25 protein-coding genes and 1 tRNA gene are annotated in these 20898 nt (G+C 75.4%); 14 read left to right on the top strand and 12 right to left on the bottom strand.

Annotation, left to right across the window (positions count from 1 at the left end):
- Nucleotides 1-131 precede the first annotated feature (131 nt).
- The 4 genes from BMW27_RS10510 to BMW27_RS10525 all read left to right on the top strand — a co-directional run bounded on the left by BMW27_RS10510 (nt 132) and on the right by BMW27_RS10525 (nt 3245).
- Nucleotides 132-410: a ubiquitin-like small modifier protein 1 gene (locus BMW27_RS10510; RefSeq protein ID WP_091443508.1), complete on the top strand. Its 279-nt coding sequence runs from the start codon at nt 132-134 to the stop codon at nt 408-410.
- Between the two features lie 51 nt (nt 411-461).
- Nucleotides 462-1412: a PLP-dependent cysteine synthase family protein gene (locus tag BMW27_RS10515; protein ID WP_091443511.1), complete on the top strand. Its 951-nt coding sequence runs from the start codon at nt 462-464 to the stop codon at nt 1410-1412.
- Between the two features lie 90 nt (nt 1413-1502).
- Entirely contained in the window at nt 1503-2243 is a 741-nt protein-coding gene (locus tag BMW27_RS10520; RefSeq protein ID WP_091443513.1) for an MBL fold metallo-hydrolase, read from the top strand.
- 48 nt (nt 2244-2291) lie between these two features.
- A complete protein-coding gene (locus BMW27_RS10525; RefSeq protein WP_091443516.1) occupies nt 2292-3245 on the top strand; it encodes a DNA polymerase domain-containing protein in 954 nt (317 codons plus the stop codon).
- Nucleotides 3246-3349: 104 nt separating this feature from the next.
- On the opposite strand, the gene bcp is transcribed toward BMW27_RS10525, so the two are convergent.
- On the bottom strand, nt 3350-3838 hold the full coding sequence (bcp, locus tag BMW27_RS10530) for a thioredoxin-dependent thiol peroxidase (RefSeq protein WP_217638115.1): 489 nt from the start codon (nt 3836-3838) through the stop codon (nt 3350-3352).
- Between the two features lie 156 nt (nt 3839-3994).
- On the bottom strand, nt 3995-4399 hold the full coding sequence (locus BMW27_RS10535; protein WP_175486469.1) for a YjbQ family protein: 405 nt from the start codon (nt 4397-4399) through the stop codon (nt 3995-3997).
- A 62-nt stretch (nt 4400-4461) separates the two neighbouring features.
- On the opposite strand from BMW27_RS10535, the gene rph reads away from it, so the two are divergent.
- Nucleotides 4462-5214: a ribonuclease PH gene (gene rph, locus BMW27_RS10540; RefSeq protein ID WP_091443521.1), complete on the top strand. Its 753-nt coding sequence runs from the start codon at nt 4462-4464 to the stop codon at nt 5212-5214.
- Nucleotides 5211-5822 (top strand): RdgB/HAM1 family non-canonical purine NTP pyrophosphatase, encoded by a 612-nt coding sequence (gene rdgB, locus BMW27_RS10545; protein ID WP_091443524.1) that lies wholly within the window; start codon nt 5211-5213, stop codon nt 5820-5822. The genes rph and rdgB overlap by 4 nt, the downstream gene beginning before the upstream one ends.
- A 97-nt stretch (nt 5823-5919) precedes the next feature.
- Here rdgB and BMW27_RS10550 read toward each other — a convergent pair whose 3' ends face one another.
- Nucleotides 5920-6768: a hypothetical protein gene (locus BMW27_RS10550; RefSeq protein ID WP_091443527.1), complete on the bottom strand. Its 849-nt coding sequence runs from the start codon at nt 6766-6768 to the stop codon at nt 5920-5922.
- Nucleotides 6769-7043: 275 nt separating this feature from the next.
- Between BMW27_RS10550 and BMW27_RS10555 the strand changes: the two genes are divergently transcribed.
- Entirely contained in the window at nt 7044-7964 is a 921-nt protein-coding gene (locus BMW27_RS10555) for a DUF6910 family protein (protein ID WP_091444239.1), read from the top strand.
- A 6-nt stretch (nt 7965-7970) separates the two neighbouring features.
- Here BMW27_RS10555 and BMW27_RS10560 read toward each other — a convergent pair.
- Nucleotides 7971-8051, bottom strand: a tRNA-Leu gene (locus BMW27_RS10560).
- Between the two features lie 89 nt (nt 8052-8140).
- On the opposite strand from BMW27_RS10560, the gene BMW27_RS10565 reads away from it, so the two are divergent.
- Nucleotides 8141-8371, top strand: a complete 231-nt coding sequence (locus tag BMW27_RS10565) for a DUF3618 domain-containing protein (RefSeq protein ID WP_091443530.1) — start codon at nt 8141-8143, stop codon at nt 8369-8371.
- Nucleotide 8372: 1 nt separating this feature from the next.
- On the top strand, nt 8373-8870 hold the full coding sequence (locus tag BMW27_RS10570; RefSeq protein WP_091443534.1) for a DUF427 domain-containing protein: 498 nt from the start codon (nt 8373-8375) through the stop codon (nt 8868-8870).
- A gap of 3 nt (nt 8871-8873) precedes the next feature.
- On the opposite strand, the gene BMW27_RS10575 is transcribed toward BMW27_RS10570, so the two are convergent.
- Complete coding sequence (locus tag BMW27_RS10575) at nt 8874-9500, bottom strand: TetR/AcrR family transcriptional regulator (protein WP_245743469.1); 627 nt, start codon at nt 9498-9500, stop codon at nt 8874-8876.
- 136 nt (nt 9501-9636) lie between these two features.
- Between BMW27_RS10575 and BMW27_RS10580 the strand changes: the two genes are divergently transcribed.
- Nucleotides 9637-10722, top strand: a complete 1086-nt coding sequence (locus BMW27_RS10580) for an EAL domain-containing protein (RefSeq protein WP_091443540.1) — start codon at nt 9637-9639, stop codon at nt 10720-10722.
- On the opposite strand, the gene BMW27_RS10585 is transcribed toward BMW27_RS10580, so the two are convergent.
- Nucleotides 10700-11281 carry a histidine phosphatase family protein gene (locus tag BMW27_RS10585; protein ID WP_091443542.1) on the bottom strand — a complete coding sequence of 194 codons (582 nt, stop codon included), beginning with the start codon at nt 11279-11281 and terminating at the stop codon, nt 10700-10702. The two genes, BMW27_RS10580 and BMW27_RS10585, sit on opposite strands and share 23 nt — an antisense overlap.
- Before the next feature lie 119 nt (nt 11282-11400).
- On the opposite strand from BMW27_RS10585, the gene BMW27_RS10590 reads away from it, so the two are divergent.
- Entirely contained in the window at nt 11401-12255 is an 855-nt protein-coding gene (locus tag BMW27_RS10590; protein WP_091443545.1) for an aldo/keto reductase, read from the top strand.
- A gap of 156 nt (nt 12256-12411) precedes the next feature.
- Here the strand turns inward: BMW27_RS10590 and BMW27_RS10595 are convergent, their stop codons facing one another.
- Nucleotides 12412-12891, bottom strand: coding sequence for an STAS domain-containing protein (locus tag BMW27_RS10595; protein WP_175486470.1), 480 nt, complete (start codon nt 12889-12891; stop codon nt 12412-12414).
- 168 nt (nt 12892-13059) lie between these two features.
- On the opposite strand from BMW27_RS10595, the gene BMW27_RS10600 reads away from it, so the two are divergent.
- Nucleotides 13060-14214, top strand: a complete 1155-nt coding sequence (locus BMW27_RS10600) for an acyl-CoA dehydrogenase family protein (protein ID WP_091443552.1) — start codon at nt 13060-13062, stop codon at nt 14212-14214.
- A 114-nt stretch (nt 14215-14328) separates the two neighbouring features.
- On the opposite strand, the gene BMW27_RS10605 is transcribed toward BMW27_RS10600, so the two are convergent.
- Both BMW27_RS10605 and BMW27_RS10610 read right to left on the bottom strand, forming a co-directional pair.
- On the bottom strand, nt 14329-15450 hold the full coding sequence (locus BMW27_RS10605; RefSeq protein ID WP_091443555.1) for an NAD-dependent epimerase/dehydratase family protein: 1122 nt from the start codon (nt 15448-15450) through the stop codon (nt 14329-14331).
- Between the two features lie 244 nt (nt 15451-15694).
- Entirely contained in the window at nt 15695-17032 is a 1338-nt protein-coding gene (locus tag BMW27_RS10610; protein WP_091443559.1) for an MFS transporter, read from the bottom strand.
- Nucleotides 17033-17190: 158 nt separating this feature from the next.
- Between BMW27_RS10610 and acmB the strand changes: the two genes are divergently transcribed.
- Nucleotides 17191-18399, top strand: coding sequence for a methyl acetate hydrolase AcmB (gene acmB / locus BMW27_RS10615; protein ID WP_091443561.1), 1209 nt, complete (start codon nt 17191-17193; stop codon nt 18397-18399).
- Between the two features lie 51 nt (nt 18400-18450).
- On the opposite strand, the gene BMW27_RS10620 is transcribed toward acmB, so the two are convergent.
- Entirely contained in the window at nt 18451-18636 is a 186-nt protein-coding gene (locus BMW27_RS10620; RefSeq protein ID WP_091443565.1) for a hypothetical protein, read from the bottom strand.
- Nucleotides 18637-18726: 90 nt separating this feature from the next.
- Entirely contained in the window at nt 18727-19560 is an 834-nt protein-coding gene (locus BMW27_RS10625; RefSeq protein WP_091443569.1) for an alpha/beta fold hydrolase, read from the bottom strand.
- 131 nt (nt 19561-19691) lie between these two features.
- Here BMW27_RS10625 and idi point away from each other — a divergent pair, with 131 nt between their 5' ends.
- The gene (idi, locus tag BMW27_RS10630) at nt 19692-20234 is read left to right on the top strand and encodes an isopentenyl-diphosphate Delta-isomerase (protein WP_245743471.1); all 543 of its coding nucleotides are present in this window, start codon (nt 19692-19694) and stop codon (nt 20232-20234) included.
- A gap of 13 nt (nt 20235-20247) precedes the next feature.
- On the opposite strand, the gene BMW27_RS10635 is transcribed toward idi, so the two are convergent.
- Nucleotides 20248-20862: a maleylpyruvate isomerase N-terminal domain-containing protein gene (locus tag BMW27_RS10635; RefSeq protein WP_091443573.1), complete on the bottom strand. Its 615-nt coding sequence runs from the start codon at nt 20860-20862 to the stop codon at nt 20248-20250.
- Nucleotides 20863-20898: the final 36 nt, after the last annotated feature.

A 20898-nucleotide genomic window follows, 5' to 3' on the forward strand; every position in this document is an offset into this window, starting at 1 on the left:
GCGGGACCCTGCAGGAGGGCCGTCGGCGGCCGCCCCCAGGAATGCCCCACGTCGAGCGGGCGTTCCCCGTCCAGACGAACGTCCGCTGCGCGCTCGCACAGCAGCCCCAGCCCTGAGGAGAACAGCACGCCATGGCCATCGAGGTCCGGATCCCGACCATCCTGCGCACCCACACCGGCGGCAGCAAGACCGTCGAGGGCAGCGGGGACACCCTGGCCGCGCTCGTCGACGACCTCGACGCCAAGCACCCGGGCCTGAAGAACCGCCTCGTCACCGAGGAGGGCAAGCTGCACCGCTTCGTCAACGTCTACGTCAACGACGAGGACGTGCGCTTCACCGGTGCGCTGGACACCCAGGTCAAGGACGGCGACTCCGTCACGATCCTCCCGGCGGTCGCCGGCGGCTGCTGAGCGCCCGCCGCTCCTGCAGCACCCGTCCGCCTCCCCGGAAGAGCCCTCCCCATGGCCCGTTTCGCCTCCCTGGTCGACTCGCTCGGCAACACCCCGCTGGTGGGGTTGCCGAGCCTGTCGCCGTCCCCCGACGTCCGGCTGTGGGCGAAGCTCGAGGACCACAACCCCACCGGGTCGATCAAGGACCGGGCCGCCATCTCGATGATCGAGGCGGCGGAGAAGGAGGGGAAGCTCAAGCCGGGCGACACCATCCTCGAGCCGACCAGCGGGAACACCGGGATCTCGCTGGCGATGGTGGCCCGGCAGCGGGGCTACCGGCTGATCTGCGTGATGCCGGAGAACACCTCGATCGAGCGCCGCCAGCTGCTGGAGATGTACGGCGCGCAGATCATCAGCTCGCCGGCGGCCGGCGGCTCCAACCAGGCCGTGGCCGTCGCCAAGGGACTGGCCGCCGAGCACGACGACTGGGTGATGCTCTACCAGTACGGCAACCCGGCCAACGCCGAGGCGCACTACACCGGCACCGGCCCGGAGATCCTCGCCGACCTCCCCTCGATCACCCACTTCGTCGCGGGGCTGGGCACGACCGGCACGCTCATGGGCGTCTCCCGCTACCTGCGCGAGAAGAAGCCCGAGGTGCGGGTCATCGCGGCCGAGCCGCGCTACGGCGAGCTGGTCTACGGGCTGCGCAACATCGACGAGGGGTTCGTCCCCGAGCTCTACGACCCGGAGCTGCTGGACTCCCGGTTCAGCGTCGGGCCGCAGGACGCCGTCCGCCGCACCCGACAGCTGGTCGAGCAGGAGGGCATCTTCGCCGGCATCTCGACCGGCGCGATCCTGCACGCGGCGCTGGGCATCGCCGACAAGGAGGTCGCCGCCGGCCGCAAGGCCGACATCGTCTTCATCGTCTGCGACGGCGGCTGGAAGTACCTGTCCACCGGTGCCTACGCGGGCACGCTGGAGGAGGCGACGTCCGCGCTGGAGGGCCAGCTGTGGGCCTGAGCCGGGTCCTGCTCCAGGCGTGACGACGGTCTCCCGACCTGCCCCGGCTAGCCTGACCGCCGCCGGTGAGGAGCGAGCGGGGAGCGGAGCATGAGGCTGACGGTGGTCGGCTGCTCGGGCAGCGGTCCGGGGCCGACGTCCCCGGCGTCCTGCTACCTGGTGGAGCACGACGGCTTCCGGGTGCTGCTCGACCTGGGCAACGGCGCGTTCGGCACCCTGCAGTCCCTCGCCGACCCGGCCACGGTCGACGCCCTCTACCTGTCGCACCTGCACGCCGACCACTGCCTCGACGTCGCCCCGTTCATCGTCTGGCACCGGTACTCGGGGCGATCGCGGAGCCGGCCGGTGCCCCTCTACGCCCCGCCCGGCGCCGGCCGGCGGCTCGCGTCGGCCTACTACGGGGACGGCGCCCCGCTCGAGGACGTCTTCGAGTTCACCGTCCTGGAGGGCAGCCCGTTCGACCTCGGTCCCTTCCAGGTGCGGACGGTGCGCACCGCCCACCCGGTCGAGTGCCACGCCGTCCGGCTGACCGCCGGCGGCCGGTCGCTGGTCTACACCGGCGACACCGGTGCCAGCGCCGCCGTCGTGGAGCTCGCCCGCGGCGCGGACGTCCTGCTGGCCGAGGCCGCGCACCCCGACGTCCCCGGCCTGCCGCCGGGCCTGCACCTCACCGGCCGCGAGGCCGGCGAGCACGCCGTCGCGGCCGGCGTCGGCCGGCTGCTGCTCACCCACGTCCCGGCCTGGGTCGACCGGACGGCGCAGCTGGCGTCGGCGCGCGCCGTCTTCCCCACGGCGGAGCTGGTCGAGCCGGGCGCGACCTACGACGTCTGAGCAGCGCCCCCGGTTGCCCGGCCGCGGGCGGCCGGGCACGGTGGGCCGGTGGTCGACGACGAACGGGACGGCGTCCGGCTGACCAGCCTCGACGCCCCGCTGGGTGACGGGCTGGAGGTCACCAAGGGGGACCTGGTCGACCACCTGGACGCGTTCGCCGACCGCCTGGTGCCGCAGCTGGCCGGTCGGCCGCTGTCGGTGAAGCGCGTGCGGCCGGGCCAGGAACCGTTCATGCAGCGCAGCGTCGCCAAGGGCGCGCCGGAGTGGGTGCGCACCGTCCCGGTGTGGTCGTCCGGCGCGCACCGCGAGGTGCACCAGGTGCTCTGCGACGACCGCCGCACCCTGCTGTGGCTGGCCAACCAGCGGGCCGTGGAGTTCCACGTCCCCTTCTCCCTCGCCGGCCACGACGAGCCGACGGGCATCGTCCTCGACCTGGACCCGCCGGAGGGAGCCGACTTCGGCGTGGTGGTGCAGGCCGCGCAGCTGGTGCGGCGGGCGCTCGCCGACGCGGGGCTCACGGGGGCGGTGAAGACCAGCGGGTCCAAGGGCGTGCACGTCGTCGTCCCGGTGCGGGGGGTGCCGCCCGAGGACGCCGCCGCCGCGACCCGCGCCCTGGCCGCCCGCGCCGCCGCGCTCGACCCGGACCTGGCCACCACCGCCTACATCCGCGAGGACCGGCACGGCCGGGTGTTCCTCGACTCCACCCGGTCGGGCTCCTCGACGATCGTGGCCGCCTACAGCCCGCGCATCCGGCCGGGTCTGCCGGTGTCCGCGCCGGTGGCGTGGGAGGACCTGCCGGCGGTGCGACCCGGGGACGTCACCGTCCGGACGGCGCCGGAGCGGCTGGGCGACGGCGACCCGTGGCGGGCGCTGCTGCCCGTTGCGCAGGAGCTCCCCGCCGACCTGGTCGCGGAGGGCCACACCATCCCGGTCGCCCGCGTCCAGGCGATGCACGAGGGCCGCCGGCGTGCCCGGGCCCGGCGGGCGGAGACGGGGGACTGACGAGCGTCCCGGCACGTGGCGGACCTGACTCGTGACGTGCGGGGAGGCTCGTCCTGCCGGCCCCGCCGCGAGCCCGTGAGTGAGACGGGCAGGACGGCCCGTGCTCAGCCCAGGCCGAGCTCGCGCCGCAGCTTGGCCACGTGCCCGGTGGCCTTGACGTTGTACGAGGCCTTCTCGATGCGGCCCTCGGCGTCGACGACGAAGGTCGACCGGATCACCCCGACGACCTCCTTGCCGTACAGCTTCTTGGGGCCGTAGGCGCCGTAGGCGGCGAGCACCTGCTTGTCCGGGTCGGACAGCAGGGTGATCTGCAGGCCCTCCTGCTCGCGGAAGCGCAGCAGCTTCTCCGGCGGGTCGGGGGAGATGCCGATGATGTCGAGCCCCGCCTCGGCGAGGTCGCCGGCGGCGGCGGTGAAGTCGACGGCCTGGGTGGTGCAGCCCGGGGTCATGGCCGCCGGGTAGCAGTAGACGACCACCCGGCGACCGCGGTGGTCGGCGAGCGACACCGGGTTGCCGTCGGCGTCGGGCAGCGTGAACTCCGGCGCGGGGTCCCCGGGGGCCAGGCGGACGGGAGCGACGTCGGTATCGGTCACGCCCGTCATCCTGCCGTGCCCGGCCGACCACGGGGCAGGGGGTGGACGAGCGGCCCCGGCGCAGGCGGGAGTCCGTCCGCCGCACCGCTCGCGGGCTCGCACGCTCGCCGCGAGCCGCCGGACGGCGCCGCGGTGGGGTGGGGCAGGGGTCGTCGGTCAGCCGGCGAGGAAGGACAGCCGGACGTGCCGCTGTGGGTTGTCGGTGTTGGTGTCGACCAGGCAGATGCGCTGCCAGGTGCCCAGCTGCATGCGGCCCTCCAGCACCGGGACGCTCGCGTGCGGTGGGACGAACGCCGGCAGCACGTGGTCGCGGCCGTGCCCGGCGCTGCCGTGCCGGTGCCGCCAGCGCTCGTCCCTGGGCAGGAGGACGTCGAGCTGGGCGAGCAGGTCGTCGTCGCTGCCGGAGCCGGTCTCGATGACGGCGACCCCCGCCGTCGCGTGCGGCACGAAGACGTGCAGCAGCCCGTCCGCCTCGTCGCGGACGAACTCGGCGCACTCGTCGGTGAGGTCGACCACCGTGGGCACGCCGCCGGTCCGGACCGTCCGCAGCTCAGATCGCATGCCGGGGATCCTGCCCAGCCGGACCGGGGGGCACGCGGAGGCCCGCACTACTGTCGGCGGACGTGACCACGACCCCGGCGAAGCCCCGTCCCGACGGCCGGGCGGCCGACCAGCTCCGCCCGGTGACGATCACCCGCAACTGGCTCGACCACGCCGAGGGCTCGGTGCTGGTCGAGTTCGGCCGCACCCGGGTGCTCTGCGCGGCCAGCGTCACCGAGGGGGTGCCGCGCTGGCGCAAGGGCTCGGGCCTGGGCTGGGTGACCGCCGAGTACGCGATGCTGCCGCGAGCGACGCACACCCGCGGCGACCGCGAGTCGGTGAAGGGCCGCATCGGCGGGCGCACGCACGAGATCAGCCGGCTCATCGGCCGGTCGCTGCGGGCCGCGATCGACCTCGGTGCGCTCGGCGAGAACAGCATCGCCATCGACTGCGACGTCCTGCAGGCCGACGGCGGCACCCGGACCGCGGCGATCACCGGCGCCTACGTCGCGCTGGCCGACGCCGTGGGGTGGCTGGGGGAGCGCCGCAAGCTGGCCCGGCCCAGGGCGGTCCTGCAGTCGGTGGCCGCGGTCAGCGTGGGCGTCGTCGACGGGCAGCCACGGCTGGACCTCGCCTACGAGGAGGACGTCCGCGCCGGCACCGACATGAACGTCGTCTGCACCGGCGACGGCAGCTTCGTCGAGGTCCAGGGCACCGCGGAGAACGGCGTCTTCGACCGCGCTGCGCTCGACGCGCTGCTCGACCTGGCGGTCGGCGGCTGCGCCGAGCTGAGCCGCATCCAGGCCGAGGCCCTGCAGCAGGCCGGTACCCGATGAGCGACCGGTTGCTGCTGGCCACCCGCAACCCCGGCAAGCTCGCCGAGCTGCGGCGGCTGCTCGAGAGCGCGGTCCCCGGGGTCGCCGTCGTCGGCCTGCGCGACGTCCCGGACTACCCGGAGGCCCCGGAGACCGGCGCGACCTTCGCGGAGAACGCGCTGCTCAAGGCCCGGGAGGCGGTCCGGTACACCGGGCTGCCGGCGGTCGCGGACGACTCCGGGCTGACCGTCGACGCGCTCAACGGGATGCCCGGCGTCCTGTCCGCCCGCTGGTCGGGCCGGCACGGGGACGACCCCGCCAACACCGCGCTGCTGCTCGGGCAGCTGGCCGACGTGCCCGACGAGCGGCGCGGCGCGGCGTTCGTCTGCGCGGCCGCGGTCGTCACACCGGAGGGCGCCGAGCGGGTGCTCGAGCGGTCGTGGCGCGGCCGGGTGGTCCGGGAGGGTCGGGGTTCCAACGGCTTCGGCTACGACCCGGTGTTCCTGCCCGACGGGCTGGAGCGGACCGCGGCCGAGCTCAGCGCGGCCGAGAAGGACGCGGTCAGCCACCGCGGTCAGGCCTTCGCCGCTCTGGTGCCCCTGGTCGCGGAGCTGCTCGGCCGGTCCTGACGGGACGGGGTCGGCGCGACCGGTCGCCGTCCCCGCGCCAGGACGCACGGACGCCCGCGGTCCCGGTGCTCGGAACCGCGGGCGTCCACGCGTCGCGTCAGGGGGTCGGCTCGGCCCCGGCGGCGGGAGCGGAGTCGTCCTCCGCCGAGTCCTGCGAGGAACTCCGCTGCGACGAGCCCCCCGAGGAGTCCGACCGCTCGCTGCCGGTGGTCGGGTCGGCCGCCGGGCTCCGCGTCGGCGTCGCCGACGAGGACCGCTCGCTGTCGGACCCCTCGTCCTCCGACGTCGACCCCTCGTCGGTGCCGGTGTCCGAGTCGGGAGCCGGGGCGCTGGTCCCGGTGGCCGGCGCGGTCGTCGTGGGGGACGACGGCGTCGAGTCGTCGTCGTCCTGCTGCTCGGAGGACGACGACGCGGTGGTGATCTCGCCGAGCGTCGTCGTCCTGGACGTCTCCGTGCCGCCGACGAGGGCGGACACCGGCTTCTGCCCGACCAGCTCGATCCCGGTCACGATGCCCATCGCCATCACGAACACGGCGGCGGCGTAGACGGCCACCCGCGTCCAACGCGGCCTGGACCGCCGGGCCGGGGCGCGGCGCGGGTCGAGGTGGGCGGGCAGCACCCGGGTCGCCGGAGCGGCCGGGGCGACCTCGGCCTCCTCGACCGCCGGCTGGCGTGCGGTGAGCTGGCCGCGCGCTCGCCGCAGCTTCTCGTTCGTCTTCTGCAGCGAGTTGCTGTACAGGGCGGCGCTGACGGTGCTGATCACGCTGGCCAGCGCGGCCCCGATCAGGGTGCCGGCGAGGCCGAAGAAGGAGGCCACCACGGCGGAAGACACTGCGGCGAGGGCGCCGGCAGCCACCTGGGTGGCGCTCAGCTGGGCGCCCTGGGGCTTCTCCTTGTCCTCGATCTGCTCGGTTCGGTCGGTGGTCTCGGGGCGTGGGGAGGTCATGAGCTCCGACGGGGTCGTGGACGTGCGGGGGAGACGGCGGGTCGGGCAGCACTGCGCGACGGGCCGGTGCCACCAGGCTACGGGTCCTGTTGCTCCCCGTCCGGCCGCGCGCACGCTCAGCAAGCCGCTGGCCTGCGCGGATGCCGCTCCGAGGTCCGCTCCCGTGAATTCGCTCACGAGCCCTTCGACCCGCTCCGCGAGCGGCGCGGTGGGCCAGGACGAGTCGGCCGGAGCGCGCCCGGGCGGGCCGCCGGGTGCGCGGGCAGAGTGGCGGCATGCGGATCTCGGTGGGGGACGTCCGTGCGCTGCGCTTCGACGACGGGACGCCGGTCACCGCGGCCTCGGCCGTCGCACCGCTCGGCGACGGCTGGCTGGTGGCCTCGGACGACTCGACGTCCGCCGCGTGGTGGCGGGCCGGCGGGACCACCGCGGTGCGCCTGCTGCCGTCCGTGGAGGGACACGACCGGTTCAGCGAGGCGGCGGGCACCAAGCGCCTCAAGCCCGACCTCGAGGTGGCCTGCCCGGCGGAGGTCGACGGGGAGCCGGCCGTCCTGCTCCTCGGCTCCGGGTCCACGGACCGGCGCACGTGCGGCGTGCTGGTGCGCCTGGACGACGGGCAGCCGGTCGTGCAGGCGGGGGAGCTCGCGCCGCTGCACGCCGCCGTCGTGCAGTGCCTCGGGCTCACCGCGGACCAGCTCAACCTCGAGGGCGCCGCACGGCGCGGTGACACGGTGCGGTGGTTCAACCGCGGCAACCTGGCCGCCGGCGTGCGCCCGGGCAGCGTGGACGTCCCGCTCGCCGGTCTGGTCGATGCCGTCCTCGGCCGGACGGACCCCGCGTCGGTACCGGTCGAGCAGCCGCGCGGCTACGACCTGGGCGAGGTCGCCGGCGTGGGGCTGGCGGTGACCGATGCGATCGCCCTGCCCGACGGTCGGCTGCTGCTCAGCGCCGCCGCCGAGGACACCCCCAACGCCGTCGACGACGGGCCCGTGGTCGCCGCCGCGCTGGTGCTGGTCGATGGCGACACCGTGCTGGACGCCGCCACGGTGCCGGAGGTGGACGGGCGCGTGCCGAAGGTCGAGGGGCTGGCCCTGCGCGCCGTCCAGGACGACGACGTGCGGCTGCTGGCCGTGGTGGACGACGACGACCCCACCCGGCCGTCCACCGCGCTGGAGCTGCACGTCGCGCTGGGCTGACCCGAGTGCGGGAGGCGGGAGTCGAACCCGCACGCCCGGAGGCACCAGATCCTAAGTCTGGCGTGGCTGCCGTTACACCACTCCCGCGTGGACACAGGGTATGAGGAGCCGCCCGTGCGGGTGGCCCCAGTCCGACGGACGCGCCCTCTCCGGCGGTGTCTGGCAGGCTGTCGCCCGTGCCTCGCGACCCTCGACAGATCCAGCTGGAGATCGACGCCGCCCGGGAGTCGCTCGCGGCGACCCTGGACCAGCTGGTCTACCGGAGCAGCCCGCAGCGACTGAAGGCGCAGGGCCAGGCCGTCGTCCAGCAGTTCCTGCAGACGCCGGCCGGCATGGCCGCGGTCGGCGCGGTGGGCCTGCTCATGACCCTCGTCCTGGTCCAGAAGGTCCGGCACCGCAACGACTGACGTGCGGCACCCGCGCCCCGACCCGGTCCGCCCGGGTCAGGAGTCGGTCTGGGACTACCCCCGCCCGCCCTCGGCCGAGGTGACCGGGCGGCGGGTCGTCGTCGAGCTCGGCGGCCGCGTCGTGGCCAGCACCGACCGCGCCGTCCGCGTCTGCGAGACCAGCCACCCGCCGGTCTACTACGTGCCGCGCGAGGACGTCGCCGAGGGTGTCCTGCAACGCGCGTCGGGCAGCTCGTGGTGCGAGTGGAAGGGCGCGGCCACCTACTGGGACGCCGTCGTCGAGGGGCGGCGCTTCCCCTCCGTGGGCTGGTCCTACGAGGACCCGGTGGAGCGCTACGCGTCCCTGCGCGGCGCGGTCGCCTTCTACCCGAGCCGGGTGGACCGTGCGCTCGTCGACGGCGAGACCGTGCGGGCGCAGGCCGGGGACTTCTACGGCGGCTGGATCACCGACGAGGTGGTCGGCCCGTTCAAGGGCGAGCCGGGCACCCGGGGCTGGTGAACCTCAGGCGGTCGGCCCGCAGGTCGCCCGCAGCAGTGGCAGCGCGACGTCGGCCAGCACCTCGTCGGCGTAGTCCCGGGTGACGGGGTGGCCGGTGATCAGCCAGCGCTGGACCAGCGGAGCCATGAGGGCCTCGGCGGTCACGGTGCCGGCCAGGCCCGGGCGCAGCTCCCCGCGGGCCTCGGCGCGGGCGAAGACCTGCTCGAACGCGCGGCACCACACCCCGACCGGGCCGTCGCCGAAGGCCTCGCCCAGCACGGGATGGTGCGGGACCGTGGACAGCAGCGCCTGCGTCGCTGCACCGATGGGCCCGTTGATCACGTCGACGATGGCGTGGAGCAACGCCCGGAGGTCGGTCTCGAGCGACCCGGTGTCTGCCGGGGTGACCGTGGTGCCGTTCAGCTCGGTGATGGTGTCGGCCACGAGGTCCTGCTTGGTGCGCCAGCGGCGGTAGATGGTCGCCTTCCCGACGCCGGCCTCGGCCGCCACCGCGTCCATGGTCAGCGCGCCGTACCCGACGTCGGCCAGGAGCCGCATGATGGCCGCCCGGATCACGCCGTCCCGGCTCGGGTCCCGGGGGCGCCCGCCGCGCGACGTCCGCACCGATGGGGACTCCTGCACAACGATCATGGCCCGACCTTAGACACTCAAGTGAGCGACCACGACGGGTTCGGGGCCGGATGTCGCCGCATTTAGTGCCTCTGCACTACGATCCGCGACCGCGCGCCTGTCCGGTCCGGTTGCGCGCCTCGGTCATCCTCGTGCAGTGGTGAGCACCGACGGACGACTCCGGCGCCGGGAGTACTGGCACCTCCCCGCGCGTGCCACCCGCGTCCTCCTGGCGACCTCCGACGCGCACCTGCTCTCCGAGGTCGCCCGCACGGCGCGGGCAACGGGGCTGACGGTCTCCACCGCGCCGGACCTGCTCGACGTCGACGACGAGGACGGCGGCCGCGGCGTCGACCGGCTGTTCCGCCGGCTCGCCCGCGAGCTGACGACGGCCGAGGCCGAGGACCTCCGGGTGGCCACCGACCCGCCGGAGGGGGGACCGGCCCTGACCGCGCGGCTGCTCACCGCGCCCACGCTGGCCGTGGAGCTGGCTCGCCGCGGGGTCACCGCGGAGATCGGCCTGCTGGCCGAGGCCGAGCTGTGGTCGGTGTACCAGCCGATCGTCCGGCTCGACGACCGCTCCGTCGTCGCGCAGGAGGCGCTGCTGCGCGGGACGGTCGACGGCCGCGAGGTGGGCGGCGAGGACCTCTTCTTCGTCGCCGAGTCGGCCGGCTGGCTGCCGCGGCTGGACCGCATCGGCCGCGAGTCGGCGATCACGGGCGCGGCCCCCTGGCTCGGCGATGCCGACCTGTTCGTCAACTCCGACCCGGCGTCGGTGCACCGGCCGGAGGTGAGCCTGGCCGGCACCCGGCAGGCGCTGCAGGACGCCGGCATCGAGCCGTCCCGGCTGGTCGTCGAGGTGGGCGAGGTGTCCGCCGTCAAGGACCGCGGGCACCTGCTCTCGGTGCTCGAGCACCACCGCTCGCTCGGCTGGCGGGTGGCGCTGGACGACGTCGCGGCAGGCTGGTCGAGCCGCTCGCTGATGGCCACCGTCCGCCCGGACGTCGTCAAGCTGGGCCGGGCGCTGGTGCAGGCGCTGCCCGACGAGGGCGCACGCACCATGGTCCGCTCGGTCGTCGAGCTCGCGCACACCCTGGGCGCCCAGGTGGTGGCCGAGGGCGTGGAGACCGAACGGACCGCCGACGAGGTGACCCGGCTCGGCGCCGACCTGGGTCAGGGCTGGCTGTTCGGCCGCCCCGCCCCGCCGCCGGTCGCGCGGGTCAGTGCAGGCCCCAGCCGGTGAGCGCCGGCCGGGCGTGCTCGTGCCCGAGGACGCCGTAGGAGCCGGCCGGTAGCGCGAACAGGGCCCCGGCCGTGGGCTCGAGCCGCAGCCAGCGGGCGGTGAGGACGCGCAGCACGTGCCCGTGGGCGACCAGCACCACGTCGCCGTCCTCCAGCAGCGGCCGGGCGCGGTCGAGCACCCGGTCCACCCGCGCGCCGACGTCCTGCAGGGTCTCGCCCGGTGTCGCCCCGGGGATGGTGCCGTCGACCCACACCGACCAGGTCCGGCCCATCTCCTCGCTGATCTCCGCCGTCGTCCGCCCCTCGTAGCCGCCGTAGTCGATCTCCACGAGGTCCTCGTCGGTGGCGGTCGGGGTGAGCCCGGCCAGCTCGGCGGTCCGCCGCGCCCGCAGCCGGGGGCTCACCCACACGGCCGCGAAGCTGCGGTCCCCGAACTCACCGCGCAGCCGGCGGGCCTGCTCCTCGCCCTCGGGCAGCAGCGGCAGGTCGGTGACGCTGGTGTGCTGGCCGCTGAGGCTCCACTCGGTCTGCCCGTGCCGCAGCACCACGATCTCGCCCATGGGGCCCTCCTAGCTGTGTGTCGGCGGTCACATCCTGGAAGAGCAACGCCCGGTGCGGGTGCTGCCGCGCACGACGGATCCCGTGGCACCCGGCCGCGGGCAGACCCTGCGGAGGCAGCATGACCACGGTCGCGCCCGGTGACACCTTCTCGATCGGCGGGGACCTGCCCGTCCACCGCCTCGGCTACGGCGCCATGCAGCTGCCCGGCCCCGGCGTGTGGGGCGAGCCGGCCGACCCGGAGAACGCCCGCCGCGTCGTCCGTGCCGCGGTCGAGCAGGGCGTCGACTTCATCGACACCGCCGACTCCTACGGCCCGGTGGTCAGCGAGCGGATCATCGCCGAGGCGCTGCACCCCTACCCGGAGGGCCTGGTCATCGCGACCAAGGCCGGCCTGACCCGGCAGGGTCCGGGCATCTGGACGCCGGTCGGCCGCCCGGCCTACCTCAAGCAGCAGGTGGAGCTGTCGCTGCGCACCCTGCGGTTGGAGCGCATCGACCTCATCCAGCTGCACCGCATCGACGCCGACGTGCCGCTGGCCGACCAGCTCGGGGCCTTCAGGGAGCTGCAGGAGGAGGGCAAGGTCCGCCACATCGGCGTCTCGGAGGTCTCGGTGGCCGAGCTCGAGGAGGCCCGCTCGATCGTCGACGTCGTCAGCGTCCAGAACCTCTACAACCTGACCAACCGCCAGTCGCAGGACGTCCTCGACCACGCCACCGAGCACGGCATCGGCTTCATCCCGTGGTTCCCGATCGCGACCGGTGACCTGGCCGCGTCGGACAGCCCGGTCGCCGACATCGCCCGCGAGCTGGACGCCACGCCGTCCCAGGTGGCGCTGGCCTGGCTGCTGCACACGTCGCCGGTCGTCCTGCCGATCCCGGGCACCAAGTCCGTCGAGCACCTGGCGGAGAACCTGGGTGCGGCGCAGGTGCGCCTCTCTGACGAGGACATGGCCCGGCTGGACGCACTCGCCTGAGCAGGCGAACCCCGTTCGAGGGCCCCGGCCCCCTGCAGGATTCCCGCCGGCCCCGTCCAGAGGCTCGCCACGAGCCAAGTGGCCCCGCTCAGAGGCTCCCCCCGAGCTCGCGAGGGGTGAGGAGAGCGGGGTCCTTCTCGAGGAGGACGGGGTCCTTCAGCGCCAGCGGCGCAGCGACCCGGGCCGCAGCCGGCGTCGACCCGGCCGCTCCTCGGCGCGCCGGCCGGGCCGCACCTGGTACGGCAGGGCCGCGCGCCGCGCCGGCGACGGGCCACGGGGCGGGGGCAGCGGGACGGTGGGACGGGGGTCCGCGGTGTCCACGGGGCCGTCGAGCTCCAGCCGCTCCCCGAGCCCGGTCGAGCGGACGAGGCGGCGGGTCGCCGCGGGGGCGCCCACGATGCGGCAGCGACGGCCGGCCGGGACCAGCGTGTCGCTGAACTCGGCCAGCACCTGCAGGCCCGAGCAGTCGCGGAAGCAGGCACCGGCGACGTCCACGACCACCGCTCCGCGCCCGCCGACCGCGGCCTCCAGGAGGGTCCTGGTGAGCCGGTCAGCGGCCACCACGTCGACGTCGCCGGACAGCCGGACGACGACCTGGTCGGGAGCGTGGACGACGGTGGTCTGCAGGTGCGGCACGGGTACCTCGGCAGGGGTGTGCTGCACCGCCAGCGGTTTCGGGCGGCGTCCCGACGCTAGCGCCGCAACGCCGGTGACGACAAACGGTGCTCGCGCGGTTGCGCAGCGCGGTGTGCGCCTCCGGAACCCGCCGCGGCGGCCGGCCGGGACGCGCGGCACCATGTCGGCGTGGACGCCGAGGACTTCCGCCAGGTCAGGGACGCCGTCCGGCAGCTGGTGCGGGAGGTGGTCGTCCCGCTCGAAGAACGCATCGAGGACGAGGACCGCATCCCCGACGAGTTGCGCGGACGGGCCGCCGAGATGGGCCTGTTCGGCTACGCGCTGCCCGAGGAGCACGGCGGCCTCGGCGTCACCATGGCCGAGGACGTCGAGCTGGCCTTCGAGTTCGGCTACACCACCCCGGCGTTCCGCTCGCTGTTCGGCACCAACAACGGCATCGCCGGCCAGGTGATCGCGAAGTTCGGCAGCGACGAGCAGAAGGAGGCGTACCTGCCGCGGCTGGCGTCCGGCGAGCTGATCGGCTCCTTCGCGCTGACCGAGGCCGAGGCGGGCTCGGACCCGGCGGGGCTGCGCACCACCGCCCGGCGGGACGGCGACGGCTGGGTGCTCAACGGGGCCAAGCGCTACATCACCAACGCGCCGATCGCCGACCTGTTCGTCGTCTTCGCCCGCAGCGACCCGGCCGAGAAGGGCGGGCGCGGGATCTCCAGCTTCGTCGTCGACGCGAAGGCGCCCGGGGTCACCGTGGGTCCGCGTGACAAGAAGATGGGCCAGGCCGGCGCCTGGACCGCCGAGGTGTTCCTCGACGACGCCCGCGTGACCGCCGGCGCGCTCATCGGCGAGGAGGGCCGCGGCTACGCCAAGGCGTTGACCGTGCTCTCCCGCGGCCGGCTGCACATCGCCGCGCTCTGCGTCGGGATGGCGCAGCGGGTGCTGGACGAGTCGGTGGCCTACGCCGCGACCGCGAAGCAGGGCGGCGCCCCGGTGGGGCGGTTCCAGCTGGTGCAGGCGCAGATCGCCGACACGCACGCCGAGTTGCTGGCCGGCCGGGCGATGGTCCGCGACGTCGCCGCCCGCTACGACACCGGCGAGGACACCTCGATCGGCCCGTCCTCGGCCAAGCTCTTCTGCACCGAGATGGTCGGCCGGGCCGTCGACCGCGCGGTGCAGGTGCACGGCGGCCTGGGTTACCTGCGGACGACGCCGGTCGAGCGCTTCTACCGCGACGCCCGGCTCTACCGGCTCTACGAGGGCACCAGCGAGGTGCAGCGGGTGATCATCGGCGGCGGCCTGCTGCGGGACGCCGGCATGCCGCGAGGCTGAGGGAGGACCCCCTGCCCCGGGGGCGGGCCGACCTCCACCGACCGTGCGCCACCGGCGTCCGGCCCCCTCGGCGTCCCGCCGCCGCGGCACGCCGAGAGGACCGTCGGCACGGCCTCAGGTCGCCCGGGGTCCCGGGACGTTGGCCGGGTCGCCGGCGGGGTCGCGCTGGGGCCCGCCGCCGGCCGGGCTCAGCAGCGGGCCGGGTGCACCCTCGCCGCGGCCGAGCGCGGCGACGAACTGGCGCAGCACGTCGTCGCCGCTGTGGGCCGGCACCCAGTCCAGCAGCCGGCGGGCGCGGCTGCTGTCCAGCGCCGGCGCCTGGGTGCCCAGGTCGAGCCAGCCGGGCTCGGTCGGCACGAGGTGGGCGTGGAACGCGGCCGACAGCGCCGTCCGCAGGACGATCGCCGGGACCGGCACCCGCACCGAGCCGAGGGCGCGGGCCAGGCCGTCGGCGTCGAACGTCGGCCCGGCGGCCAGGTTGAACGGCCCCCCGGCCCGGCGGTCGAGCATCGCCACCAAGGCGTCGGCGACGTCGTCGGCGTGGATGACCTGCACCCGCAGCGACGGCAGGGGGAGCGGCAGCACCCTGGCCACCTGGACGGGCAGCAGCCGGGCGGCGCCGAACAGCAGCGGCCCGAGGAAGTAGCGGCCGATCTCGCTGCTGGCCTCCGGCTGCAGCACCAGCGTCGGGCGCACCACGGTCAGCGTCGTCCCCTCCCGGGAGCCGAGCAGTTCGCGGACCACCAGCTCGGCCTGGGACTTGTCGCGGCTGTACTGGGAACTCGGGATGCCGGTGACCGGCCAGTCCTCGGCGACCTCCCGGTCCCCGCCGCCGGCGGCGTAGGCGCCGAGGGAGGACAGGTGCACGACGTGGCCCACGCCCGCGGCCGCGGCCGCGCGCGCCAGCCGGCGGGTGCCCTCGACGTTGACGCGGTGCAGCTGCTCCGGCTGCCGGCCCGGCTGGATCGCCCAGGCCGCGTGGACGACGGCGTCGACGCCGTCGAGGAAGCGGGTGAGCTCGTGCTCGCTGCGGGTCTCGCCGAGGTCGGCCAGGTGCCACCGGACGCCGTCGTAGGGAGCGAGGGACGGCGGCTGCCGCCGGGCCAGCCCCCGGACCTCCGCGACGCCGCTGCCGGGTGCGGTGAGCCGGCGCAGCAGTGCCGTCCCCACGTTGCCACTGGCGCCGGTGACGGCGACCTTGAGGCCCTGCAGGCGGTCGCGGGTGGGTTCAACCATGTCCCGCCGCTACCCCCGCCGCGGCCGGTGTATCCGGCGTCTGCGGTCTCGAGTGCCGGGGTGCGGCCGCAGGGACACCGGCGCGACGAGCAGCAGCGCCCCGGCGGCCACCTTCCGTGCAGCAGCCTCCTCCGCAGGGGCCACGCGTCCGGGAGCCCGTCGTGATCATCGGCGGGTGGCTGGGTGACACGCCGCCGGCTGCTGCCACCCGCCGGTGATCACGGCGGGATGCGGCACGCGGGTGTCAGTGGACGGGTGCCTCCAGCGACTCGCCGCGGCGCTCCGGCAGCAGGCAGGCGGCCAGCGCCGCGACCACGAAGAAGGCGGCGAAGGTGCCGAACACCAGGCCGTTGCCGCCGGCGGTGAGCAGCGGGGGCACGCACAGCGGGGCGGCGATCGAGGCGAGGCGCCCGAAGCCGGCGGCGGCGCCGGCGCCGGTGGCCCGCAGTGCGGTCGGGTAGACCTCCGGCGTCACGGCGTAGACCGCGCCCCAGGCGCCCAGGTTGAAGAACGACAGCACCATGCCGGTGACCAGGACCGCGGTGTCGCCGTCGGCCAGTGCGAACAGCCCGGCGCCGGCGGCGGAGCCGAGCAGGAACACCACCAGCGTCGGCCGGCGGCCCCACCGCTCGATGAGCAGGGCCGCGGCGGCGTAGCCGGGCAGCTGGGCGAGCGTGATGAGCAGCGTGAAGCCGAACGAGCGCACCAGCGAGAAGCCGGAGGCGACCAGCAGCGTCGGCAGCCAGATGAAGGCGCCGTAGTAGGCGAAGTTGATGCCGAACCAGACCGCCCACAGCGCTGCCGTCCGCCGGCGGGAGCCCGCCGCCCACAGCGCGCCGGGTCGCGGTGCCGGCGTCGGCCGCGCCGGGGCCGACGGCACCGGGGCGACCCCGGCCGCCGACTCGAACCGGCGCACCGCGGCCTCGGCCTCGTCGGTCCGGCCGCGCAGTTCCAGGAAGCGCACCGACTCCGGCAGCCCCCGGCGCACGACCACCGCGTACAGCGCGGGGACGGCGCCCAGCGCCAGCGCCCACCGCCAGCCGTCGTCGCTGCCGGGGACGACGAGGTAGCCGATCAGCGCCGCCAGCAGCCAGCCGACCGCCCAGAACGCCTCCAGCGCCACGACCACGCGGCCGCGCACCCGGGCCGGGGCGTACTCGCTGACCAGCGTCGAGGCGACCGGCAGCTCGGCGCCCAGGCCCAGCCCGATGAGGAAGCGGAACACCAGCAGCGAGGCCACCGACCACGCCAGCGCGGCGGCACCGGTGGCCACGCCGAAGACGAGCAGGGTGAGCGCGAAGACCTGCCGCCGGCCGATGCGGTCGGCCAGCAGCCCGCCGAGCGTGGCGCCCAGCGCCATCCCGACGAAGCCGATGGAGCCGATCCAGGACAGCTCGGTCGGGGTCAGCGACCACTGGACGGCGAGCGCGGCCATCACGAAGGAGATGAGGCCGACGTCCATCGCGTCCAGTGCCCAGCCCAGGCCGGAGCCCACCACGAGCCGGCCGTGCTCGCGGGTGAACGGCAGCCGGTCCAGCCGCTGCGCGCGGGTCGCCGAGGTGGTGGTCGCGTCGGTGCTCATCGGCCGCCGCCGTACCCCGTCGGGATGGCGGTCACGCGGCCGGTGCCCGGGCCGGTGGGAGAACTGGCCGGTCGGGGAGTGGAGGCACGAGGCCGCCGACCCTGGGTTCGCCGCAGGCAACGGCGGCGACGGCGCCGCCGACCCCGAGGGAGGCCGCGATGACCGACATGCAGCAGGCGCTGGACGACGTGCTCCGGCGAGTGACCACCGGCAGCCCCCGGGTGCCCGGCGTGGTCGCCGTCGTCACCGACCGCGAGCGCGACGTCTACACGGGCGCGGCGGGCGAGCGGGTCCTGGGGAGCGGGGAGGAGATGACCCCCGACACGGTCTGCGCGGTCTTCTCGACGACGAAGGCGGTCACCGGCACCGTCTGCCTGCAGCTGGTCGAGGAGGGGCGCCTGGACCTCGACGCCCCGGCCAGGGAGTACGTGCCCGAGCTGGGCGAGGTGCAGGTCCTCGAGGGGTTCGCCGAGGACGGAAGCCCCCGGCTGCGTCCGCCGCGGCGGGACGTCACCACCCGGATGCTGCTGCTGCACACGGCCGGCTTCGCCTACGACTTCTTCAACGAGGACTACAACCGGCTGGCCACCGACCACGGGCAGCCCAGCGTCGTCACCGCCAGCCGCGCGTCCCTGCGGACGCCGCTCCTGTTCGACCCGGGTGAGCAGTGGGAGTACGGCTCCAGCATCGACTGGGCCGGGCTGGTCGTGGAGGGGATCACCGGACGCAGGCTCGGCGAGGTCATGACCGAGCAGGTGCTGGCGCCGCTCGGGATGTCCGACACCTCGTTCACGCTGACCCCGGACACGCGCAGCCGCCTGGCGCGCATCCACCAGCGTGCGGACGACGGATCGCTCACGCCGCTGCACGACTTCGAGCTGCCGTCCGACCCCGAGGTGCACATGGGCGGCCACGGGCTCTACTCCACCGCGGTGGACTACGCGAAGTTCCTGCGCATGTGGCTGAACGACGGAGCGGGTCCCGGCGGGCAGGTTCTGCAGCCGTCCACCGTCTCGATGGCCGAACGCAACGGGCTCGGCGAGCTGAAGGTCAAGGGCCTGCCCGGGGTCGACCCGGCGCTCTCCAACGACGCGGAGTTCTTCCCCGGGTTGTCGAAGTCGTGGGCGCTGACGTTCATGGTCAACGACGACGACGCCCCGACGGGGCGGCCGGCCGGTTCGCTGGCCTGGGCCGGCCTGGCCAACCTCTTCTACTGGATCGACCGGCACAACGGGATCGCCGGCTTCTGGGGCACGCAGGTCTTCCCGTTCGCCGACGCCGTCTTGGTCCAGGGCTACTACGACCTCGAGACGGCGGTCTACCGGACGCTCGGCGCCCGGGGCTCGCGCGCGCCGGCCGCGGTCTGAGCCGGCGCCCGTCCCGCCCGCAGCAGAGCGCGGGCGGGACGGGGCGCGAGGTCAGCCGTCGCCGTCCTGGTCGGTGTCCTCGACCTCCTCCTCGACCTCGTTGCCGGCGTCCTCGACCTCCTGCTCGACGCCGTCGTCCACGACGTCGGAGCCGCACGCGGCGGTGGTGAACGAGGTCACGGCGACGGCGACACCGGCGGCGGCGAGGCGCCAGCGTCGGGTGCGGGTGGTCGTCACGGGGTGCCTCCCGGGGGTCGGCTGCGGACGGGTCCCGGGTGTGCCCGGGGGAGGCGCACTCCATGCGGCGGCGGGGCCGACCGGCAGCCGTCAGCCGTGCGCGCGCACGTGCTCGGTGACCAGCTCGGCGACCCGGTCGGGCGCCAGCTCGGGGATGAAGTGGGGGAGGCCCTCGAGCACCTCGAGCCGGTAGGGGGCGTCGACGAACCGCCGGCTCTGCTCGGTCGCGGTGCGGCCGAGGGCGACGTCGCGGGTGCTCCATACGTGCAGCGTCGGCACGCGCACCGTGCCGACCGGGTCCCGGGCGTCCAGGGGCAGTGCGCGGTACCAGGCCAGGGCGGCGCTGAGCGCGCCCGGTTCCTGCATCCGCCGCACGTAGTGCTCGGAGAGCTCGGGCGACAGGCCGCTGGTCAGCAGCATCCGGCGCAGCGCCGCGCCGTTCCCGGCCAGCAGCAGCCGCTCGGGCAGCAGCGGCAGCTGGAACAGCCCCATGTACCACGAGCGCAGCGCCTGGTCGCTGGTGACGAAGGCCCTGGCCATCGCCGCCGGGTGCGGCACCGACACGGCGGTCAGCGTGCGCACCCGCTCGGGGTGCCAGGCCGCCAGCGCCCACCCCACGATGCCGCCCCAGTCGTGCCCGACGACGTGCGCGCTGCCCAGCTCGGCTGCGTCGAGCATCGCCAGCACGTCGGCGGTCAGCTCCCGCAGCCCGTAGGCCGCGCGCCCCGACGGCCGGGCACCGGGGGAGTAGCCCCGCTGGTCGGCGGCCAGGGTGCGCAGCCCGGTGCCGTGCAGCCGGTCGGCGACGGCGGTGAAGGAGGCGGCGTCCTGCGGGAAGCCGTGCAGCAGGACGACCGGTTCACCGCCGGCCGGGCCGCCGTCCCGGACGTCGAAGACCAGACCGTCGCGCGTGAAGCTGTCCACCCCGGCACGGTGCCTGGTGCTCCGGTGCGCCGCCAGTCGGTCCCGGTGGTCGCGTCCCCGCCGCGCGCCGTGAGGGCGGTGCCGGCCGGGTGGGATCGCCGGTGGTGGCCCGGCAGGACGACAATGGACGGGTGACGGCCTCGGAGGAGCTCATCGTCCTGCTCGACGACGAGGGGACGGCGATCGGCGCGATGCCCAAGCCCCTGGTGCACCACGGCGAGACGCCGCTGCACCGGGCCTTCTCGGCGTACCTGTTCGACGAGGCCGGCCGGCTGCTGGTCACCCGCCGCGCGGAGGGAAAGCAGACCTTCCCGGGCATGTGGACCAACACCGTCTGCGGCCACCCCGGCCCCGGGGAGGACGACGCCACGGCGATCGCCCGCCGCGCCGCCTTCGAGCTGGGCCTGCAGGTCGACCGGCTGCGCCCGGCGCTGCCCGGCTACCGGTACCGCGCGGAGTTCCGCGGCGTCGTGGAGAACGAGATCTGCCCGGTCTACCTCGGCGGCTTCGCCGGCACCCCGGCGCCGGACCCGGACGAGGTCGGCGAGTGGGAGCTGCTGGACTGGGCGACCTTCCGCGAGCGCCAGGAGTCCGAGGGCGGCGACGCGTGGTCGCCGTGGTGCCGCGAGCAGGCCCGCCTCATCGAGGAGGCGGGGCTGGTCCCGGTCGGCTGAGCGTCCCTCCGCGTCAGAGCACCGAGAAGCCCGCGGGGAGGCCCGTCCGGCCGGTGAGGGCGAGGAGGAGCGGGCCGGCGACGCCCTCGGAGACGGCGAGGTCGGCGACCAGCCGCAGTGCCTGCGACGCGGCCGTCGCCGGGACGTCCAGGGGCGCCCCCAGCGCCGTGGCGAGGTCCGCGGTGTGGACCGCCAGCTCGAACGTGCGCGTGGGCAGGTAGTCCGCCAGCCGCATGCCGCCCGCGATCGTCGTCAGGAGCTCCGCGCCGTCCCGGGCCTCGACGAGCGGGAGCACGCGCCCGGCGATCTCCGCCACGGCGGCTGCCGGGTCACTCCCCAGGGCGGCCCCGGCGTCCCGGCCGCGCGCCGCGACGGCGGGGTCGGCGGCGGCCGCCCTCGTCGCGCGGAAGTAGTCGCGCGCGGAGCCGACCTCGACGATCGCGGCGGGGCGGGCGAGGTAGGCCTCGACCGTCAGGAGCGAGCGGCTCGTGTGCCCCACGAGGGCGCGGACGTCCCACTCGCCGAGGGCGGGCCGGGACCAGCCGTCGCCGACGAGCGCGGCCGTCCGGACGAACCACCGCGCGGCGTCGGCGAACGCCCGCCGCGAGTCGTCCCACGCGACGTCCATGCGGGCGACGCTAGCCCGGCGGGGCCGGGGGCGGAC

Origin of the sequence: Geodermatophilus poikilotrophus (assembly GCF_900111455.1) — a bacterium.
Lineage (GTDB): Bacteria > Actinomycetota > Actinomycetes > Mycobacteriales > Geodermatophilaceae > Geodermatophilus > Geodermatophilus poikilotrophus.